Source organism: Mycobacterium sp. (assembly GCF_050701675.1).
GTDB lineage: Bacteria > Actinomycetota > Actinomycetes > Mycobacteriales > Mycobacteriaceae > Mycobacterium.
This window is the reverse complement of the sequence record NZ_JBOGDD010000417.1, coordinates 1-5,984: the sequence shown is the minus strand read 5'-3', so window position 1 is coordinate 5,984 and position 5,984 is coordinate 1. Positions and strand designations below refer to the sequence as shown.

The 5,984-nt window shown below is 64.8% G+C and carries 9 protein-coding genes; 6 read left to right on the top strand and 3 right to left on the bottom strand.

Translation table 11 applies throughout. The features are described 5' to 3' along the window. Nucleotides 1–553: MarR family winged helix-turn-helix transcriptional regulator (locus ACRDUX_RS12650; protein WP_526414374.1), on the bottom strand; the 553-nt coding region annotated here is incomplete at its 3' end. A gap of 374 nt (nucleotides 554–927) precedes the next feature. Between ACRDUX_RS12650 and ACRDUX_RS12645 the strand changes: the two genes are divergently transcribed. Together ACRDUX_RS12645 and ACRDUX_RS12640 are read left to right on the top strand one after the other, a co-directional pair. Beyond that, on the top strand, nucleotides 928–1,170 hold the full coding sequence (locus ACRDUX_RS12645) for a hypothetical protein (RefSeq protein ID WP_526414373.1): 243 nt from the start codon (nucleotides 928–930) through the stop codon (nucleotides 1,168–1,170). Nucleotides 1,171–1,184: 14 nt separating this feature from the next. Further along, nucleotides 1,185–1,652 carry a MarR family winged helix-turn-helix transcriptional regulator gene (locus ACRDUX_RS12640; protein ID WP_526414372.1) on the top strand — a complete coding sequence of 156 codons (468 nt, stop codon included), beginning with the start codon at nucleotides 1,185–1,187 and terminating at the stop codon, nucleotides 1,650–1,652. A gap of 114 nt (nucleotides 1,653–1,766) precedes the next feature. On the opposite strand, the gene ACRDUX_RS12635 is transcribed toward ACRDUX_RS12640, so the two are convergent. After that, on the bottom strand, nucleotides 1,767–1,877 hold the full coding sequence (locus ACRDUX_RS12635; protein WP_163742965.1) for a hypothetical protein: 111 nt from the start codon (nucleotides 1,875–1,877) through the stop codon (nucleotides 1,767–1,769). 153 nt (nucleotides 1,878–2,030) lie between these two features. On the opposite strand from ACRDUX_RS12635, the gene ACRDUX_RS12630 reads away from it, so the two are divergent. Further along, on the top strand, nucleotides 2,031–2,876 hold the full coding sequence (locus ACRDUX_RS12630) for an SDR family oxidoreductase (protein ID WP_526414371.1): 846 nt from the start codon (nucleotides 2,031–2,033) through the stop codon (nucleotides 2,874–2,876). A 30-nt stretch (nucleotides 2,877–2,906) separates the two neighbouring features. On the opposite strand, the gene ACRDUX_RS12625 is transcribed toward ACRDUX_RS12630, so the two are convergent. Then, on the bottom strand, nucleotides 2,907–3,758 hold the full coding sequence (locus ACRDUX_RS12625; RefSeq protein ID WP_526414370.1) for an acyl-CoA thioesterase: 852 nt from the start codon (nucleotides 3,756–3,758) through the stop codon (nucleotides 2,907–2,909). Nucleotides 3,759–3,839: 81 nt separating this feature from the next. Here ACRDUX_RS12625 and ACRDUX_RS12620 point away from each other — a divergent pair, with 81 nt between their 5' ends. From ACRDUX_RS12620 to ACRDUX_RS12610, 3 genes are all read left to right on the top strand, one after another. Further along, the gene (locus tag ACRDUX_RS12620) at nucleotides 3,840–4,661 is read left to right on the top strand and encodes an SDR family NAD(P)-dependent oxidoreductase (protein WP_526414369.1); all 822 of its coding nucleotides are present in this window, start codon (nucleotides 3,840–3,842) and stop codon (nucleotides 4,659–4,661) included. A 25-nt stretch (nucleotides 4,662–4,686) separates the two neighbouring features. Then, nucleotides 4,687–5,145 carry a Zn-ribbon domain-containing OB-fold protein gene (locus tag ACRDUX_RS12615; RefSeq protein ID WP_526414368.1) on the top strand — a complete coding sequence of 153 codons (459 nt, stop codon included), beginning with the start codon at nucleotides 4,687–4,689 and terminating at the stop codon, nucleotides 5,143–5,145. A 96-nt stretch (nucleotides 5,146–5,241) separates the two neighbouring features. Beyond that, nucleotides 5,242–5,984: phosphotransferase (locus ACRDUX_RS12610; RefSeq protein ID WP_526414367.1), on the top strand; the 743-nt coding region annotated here is incomplete at its 3' end.

Sequence of the window (5,984 nt, the reverse complement as noted above, 5' to 3'; positions counted from 1 at the left end):
CCTTGTCCCTGGCCGAGTCCGACGGCGGCGGCGCCGTCCGTCGTGTCAGGTCGTCGGACCAAGTTAGTCCTGACTTCTTGGGATCAGTCACCCGAGGTGGCGCATCGGCAGCGGTCTCGAGAAGGCGCTGCAGTATCGGCAACGCAACCTTGGCGGCGAGCCGCAGCGTCAATTCCTCTTCCGACGACAACGTTGCCAATAGATCGGCGAGCCGTTCATGGCGACCCAGCGTGCGACGCGCCAACAACGTGCGTCCGGACTCGGTGATCGCCACCAATGCCGCCCGCCCGTCGTCGGGATCACACAACCTCGTCAAGAATCCTTGACGTTCCAGCCGCTGAACCAACTGCGTCATGGCCGGCTGGCTTATGCCTTCTGCAGCGGCGAGCACCGTCAGCCTGGTAGGGCCCTCACGATCGATTCTGTTCAGCACCAACGACGCACTGGCACTCAGGCCGTCACGATCGGCCAGGTGGCGCACGGTCAGATCTGCCGCAGCGTCAACCGACGCACTGATCCAGTCGACGTCAGCAAGTCCGTACCGTGTGTCCACCTTGTTTTTATATCACTTACACTATGCACATGTATCTGAACCCGCGACGTTGGTCTCCCGTACCTTGGCAGGCCTTCTAACCACGATGCTGTCGCCGACCCAGGAACTGGCGCTTGGGTCAGCCGTCCCTCTCTCGATACTGCACTGCGCCAGCGATCATCAGAATATGTGACCCCGCGAACCGGCACAGCCACCGAGCCGGAATAATCCCGCAGCGGGAGCTGCTGACGAAAGAACGCCACGCGCCATCAAAATGTCAAACGACGCCAGACTAGACAAATACATTGATATTCTATATATCTGATATATCCGTTGTGCAGGAGTTTCCTGCACAACGGGAAGTACCGGGGACTAATTTACATAGGAGATATGATATGAGTACCTTGAGCGCTTGGAGTTTGGTGGCGTTCGCCAGCGGAACCGCGGTGGTTGCCGCCGTCATCGGCGTCGCAGCTAGCGGAGAGACCTCGTTGAAGAGCGGACCCGGAACGCAGATGCAGACCGGGGTCACCGTCACGCAGAGTGTGGCACCCGACGCGCCCATCATCGAGCAGGCCGCACCATCGATCACCGGCCCCGCGCCGCTTCCCGTTGAAGAACAGGGATTGCCAGGCTAAAGACCCATGCGTTCGTGACCGAGACCCAGTCCAGCGAGGACGACGTAACGGCGTTGTCCGACCTGGTCTTCGACACACTTGCCGCCCTGTATGCGTCCATACGCCGCGACGACGTGGGACGAGTCGCGGCGGGAGATACCACGTGGTCTCAGGACGCGATATTGGCCGCGTTGATCGACCACGGTCCCATGCGCCTGGGCGACCTGGCAGCCCTCGGGTGGCACCATCCCGCTTCCACGACGATCGCTGCAAGACGCATGCAACGCAAGGGATTGTTGCGCCGCGTGACCGATCCCTCCGATAGTCGCGTGGTTCTCATTACCCTAACGTCGAAAGGTGTTGCAACATACCGATCGTCGGTCGCGCGCACGCGGGTGAAGTTGGCCGAGCGGTTGGCCGCGTTCACCGATGACGAGTTACATGACGTGCAGACCGCCATCCCCGTGCTTGCCCAGATCGCCGAAGGGCGAACGGTTCTGTAACCGTCCTGGGCGTACGTCAGCCGCGCTGACGGTTCGCGCGGGAAGAACGGAGCACCTTCCCTCGTGGACGGCGCACAGCCGTTCAATCCAGGTCATCCGAGCGGGCGTGGATGGCTAGACGGGCGGGTACGCCGGCGGCGGGTAGACCCCGCGCAATCCCCACGGAACGAACTGGAAGAAGTACTCGATCTCATCGCTGGCGTCGTAGTCGGGATTCGGATCCATCGTTCACCCCTTGCAGGTCGCCGATTGTGGCCCCACCACTCTATCGCCGCACTCCGTTAATGCAATAACTGTTTAACGATTTATGCTCACGCGTGCAGTGCGTCCGCATACCGGCGGAGCACCTGATCGCCGCTCACGCGGCAGGAGGACGACATGTCGTTTTCTGGGAAGACCGTGTTCATCTCCGGCGCCAGCCGGGGCATCGGCCTGGCCATCGCCAAGAAGCTCGCCGCCGACGGCGCCAACGTCGCCCTGGTCGCCAAGACCGCCGAGCCGCACCCCAAGCTCGAGGGCACCGTCTATACCGCGGCCAAGGAGATCGAGGAGGCCGGCGGGCACGCTCTGCCGATCGTCGGCGACATCCGCAACGGCGAATCCGTCGAGGCGGCAGTGGCCAAGGCCATCGAACAATTCGGCGCCATCGACGTCTGCGTGAACAACGCCTCTGCGATCAATCTGGGCTCCATCGCCGAGGTGCCGCTCAAGAGGTTCGACCTGATGAACGGCATCCAGGTGCGTGGCACCTACGCGGTGTCGCAGGCATGCATCCCGCACATGTTGGGCCGCGACAACCCGCACATTCTCACGCTCTCACCGCCGATCCGGCTGGAGTCGGAGTGGCTCAAGCCGACGGCGTACATGATGGCCAAGTTCGGAATGACCCTGTGCGCGTTGGGCATCGCCGAGGAGTTGCGCGCCGACGGAATCGCCTCGAACACCCTGTGGCCGCGCACGCTCGTGGCGACGGCAGCGGTGCAGAACCTGCTCGGCGGTGACGAGGCGATGGCCCGCGCCCGCAAGCCCGCCGTCTATGCCGACGCCGCCTACGCCGTGCTCACCCGGCCCGCGACCTATACCGGCCACAGCTTGTTGTGCGAGGACGTGCTGCTCGAATCGGGGGTCACCGACCTGTCCGTGTACGACTGTGTTCCGGGGGGCGAACTTGGCCTCGATCTGTGGGTCGACGCGCCCAACCCACCGGGCTACGCGTCGCGCTGAGGCGAAGGCCGAACCGGGCCGAACCGTGCGCTAACCATGCCGCGCCTCCGGAAAGTACGCCTCCTGAGTCGCCGTACACACCAGAGCCCCCGCGACGTTGTACATCGTTCCCGTCGCCAGCGCACGACCTGCGATCCCGGTCGGCGAGTTCTGTTCGTACAGCAGCCAATCGGTGAAGTCGGCGGGTCGGTGGAACCACACGGTGTGATCGAGTAGCGCCGAGACGTCCGTCAACGACTTGCCCATCGGCCCTTGCGCGGGCTCCAGTAACGTCAGCGCGCTGAGGTAGGTCACGACGCAACTGTTGATCACCGGGTCGGCGGGGACCGTGCCCCGGGGACGCAGCCAGATGCGACTCACCGCGTTCGGGGGCCCGTCGAGATCCATCGCGATGCGCGGCGGCGGGTCGACGTAGCGGGTGTCGAACGGACGCTCGTCGGTCCACCATCCGCCGAACTCGTGTGCGTAGGGCGCGAGTTGCTCCTCAATGGGCACTAGAGACTCCGGCGCGGGCACGTCGGGCATCGCCCGTTGGTAGTCGGCGGCATCGATTCCGCCGGTGAACGACGCCAGTCCCTCCATCAACACCTCGCCGTCCTGGATGGCGCTGACCCGGCGGGCGGAGAAGGTTCCGCCGTCGTGCAGCCGAGTCACCTCGAAGACAACGGGACGACGTGCGTCACCGCGGCGCAGGAAGTAGACGTGCAGGCTGTGCGGCGGCCGTTGGGGAGCGGTGCGACTCGCGGCCATCAACGCCTGTGCGGCGATCTGCCCCCCGACGATGTGATGGTTGGGTGGATCCGGTTGCGTGCCCTGGAAACTGTCCGGGCCCAGCCCCGCGAGCGCGAACAGGTCCAACACATCACTCAGCGATGTCAGCATGTCCGATCCCGTCTCCGTTTCATAAAAGCGATAAATAGTTTACGGTTTAGACCACTACGGTACGGAGGAGGCTACGGCAGCGTGCGAATCATCGTCACCGGCGGCAACAGCGGAGTCGGAAGGGCGGTCGCGACCGCGATGGCCGCCGAGGGCCACGAGATCGTCATCGCTTGCCGGACCGTGGCCAAGGGGCGCCAGGCGGCGGCGTCGATGGCAGGCGATGTCGACGTGCGCGAGCTGGACCTGGCCGATCTGACCAGCGTCCGCACGTTCGCCGATACCGTCGACACCGTGGACGTGCTGGTCAACAACGCCGGGGTGCTCGGCCTGCCGCTGACCCGGACGGCCGACGGCTTCGAGGCCCACATGGGCACCAATCACCTCGGGCACTTCGCGTTGACGTGTCTGCTCGGCGAGCGGATCCGCGATCGGGTGGTAGCGGTGGCGAGCACCAATTACGCCACGGCGCGCATTCACTTCGATGACGTGAACTGGAGCCAGCGCCAGTACAACCCATGGGCAGCGTACGGGGAATCGAAGCTGGCGAATCTTCTGTTCGTGCGCGAGTTGGCCGCACGCGGTGTGACCGCCTACGCCTCGGATCCCGGCATGACGAACACCTCGATCACCCGCAACGGTTCCGGCGTGCTGCAGTGGGCAGGCCGGGTGATCTCACCGCACATCGCGCAGAGCCCCGCCGACGGCGCCAGATCGACCATCCAGGCGATCACGACGACACTGCCGAATGGGACCTACCTCGCCCCACGCGGCCCCTTTCACCAGTGGGGCAAGCCCAAGCCGACCAAACTGCGGGACAAGGCCCGCGACGCCGACAGCGCGCGACGGCTCTGGGAGCTGTCCGAGCAGCTGACCGGGTGCCGGTGGCTGGCCCCCGCAGAGTGAGTGTCTTCATCCGAAAGGTGTTTTCATGACAGCCGATACCGAATACCAGCGGCCCCAGATGCGACTCGCGCCCCGCCCCACCGCAGAGTCGCACGCGTTCTGGACCGGCGGCCGAAACGGTGAGTTGCTGGTCACCCGCTGCCATGCCTGCGGGCACTTCTTCCATCCACCCGGGCCCGCCTGCTGGCGCTGCCGCAGCATGGACGTCGCACCGGAGCCGGTGTCGGGCAGGGCCACCGTTGCCGCGTATACGGTCAACCGCCAGAACTGGATTCCCGGCTTCGAGCCGCCCTACGTCGTGGCCATGGTCGAGCTGGATGACGAACCCGACGTCCGCCTCATCACCAACGTGGTCGGCGTGCCCGTCGACGACGTTCGGGTCGGCCTGCCCGTCGAGGTCTTCTTCGAAGACTGGACCGCGCTGTCGGGCGAAGAGGACAGCAGGGTTTGGATTCCGCTGTTTCGCCCGGTTTCCCTGGGCTGAAACGGTTCCCATTCGAGCGTTCGGACCGCAGCGGCGCCTGCCGCTGTTAATGTGACAGTTCACTGTCACAATGCTCGACGACGAGGGGTCGCGATCATGTCCATTGCCCTGCCGCTGGTGCTGCGCTCCGCCGACGACCTCACGCCGGAGATTCTCACCACACTGCTCCGTCGGCACGATCCGGCCGTCACGGTCACGAGCGCGACGTTGAGTCGCACCTGGCAGGGCACCACGTCGCATCTGCACCTGGACGTCGACTACGCCGACTCCGACACCACCCTGCCGCGTCACCTGTTCGTCAAGACTCAACTCGGCACCGTGCACGATCTCCCAGAGGCAGTGGACGTCTCGTTGTCGGAAGGTGGCGGCGGAACGGTCTTGCTCGACGACGAGACCCGGTTCTACCGGGACCTTCGCGCCGACCTGGACGTGGAGACCATGACGACGTACTTCGCCGAGCACCTCGACGGTCCATCGCAGTTCCTGATCCTCGCCGAGGACATCACCCTGCGCGGGGCAACGGTTCCCGACGCCGTCGCCGGCTTGTCCGTCGAGCAGGTCGATGAACTACTGCGGACCTTGAGTCGGGTCCACGCGCCATTCTGGAACAGTCCGCGACTGAGCGACGCCGGGGACCTGTCCTGGCTGCAACACCCGGTTACCGGCGGATTCGCAAACTTCCTGCACGCCAGTGGGTTCAGCATCATTCGGATGTTCCTCGACCTGCCCTACAAGAAGGCGTTGCTGGACGCCACGGGCGAGGACGCCGACACCATGGAGGCGGCGTTCTGGAGCCTCCAAGAGCAGGTCGCAACCAACCCGATCACCCTGCTCCACGG

Bases quoted from the DNA above. Each gene is read 5' to 3' on its own strand.
- ACRDUX_RS12645 (WP_526414373.1), top strand. From the start codon at position 928: ATGAGTACCTTGAGCGCTTGGAGTTTGGTGGCGTTCGCCAGCGGAACC.
- ACRDUX_RS12635 (WP_163742965.1), bottom strand. From the start codon at position 1,877: ATGGATCCGAATCCCGACTACGACGCCAGCGATGAGATCGAGTACTTC.
- ACRDUX_RS12630 (WP_526414371.1), top strand. From the start codon at position 2,031: ATGTCGTTTTCTGGGAAGACCGTGTTCATCTCCGGCGCCAGCCGGGGC.
- ACRDUX_RS12625 (WP_526414370.1), bottom strand. From the start codon at position 3,758: ATGCTGACATCGCTGAGTGATGTGTTGGACCTGTTCGCGCTCGCGGGG.
- ACRDUX_RS12615 (WP_526414368.1), top strand. From the start codon at position 4,687: ATGACAGCCGATACCGAATACCAGCGGCCCCAGATGCGACTCGCGCCC.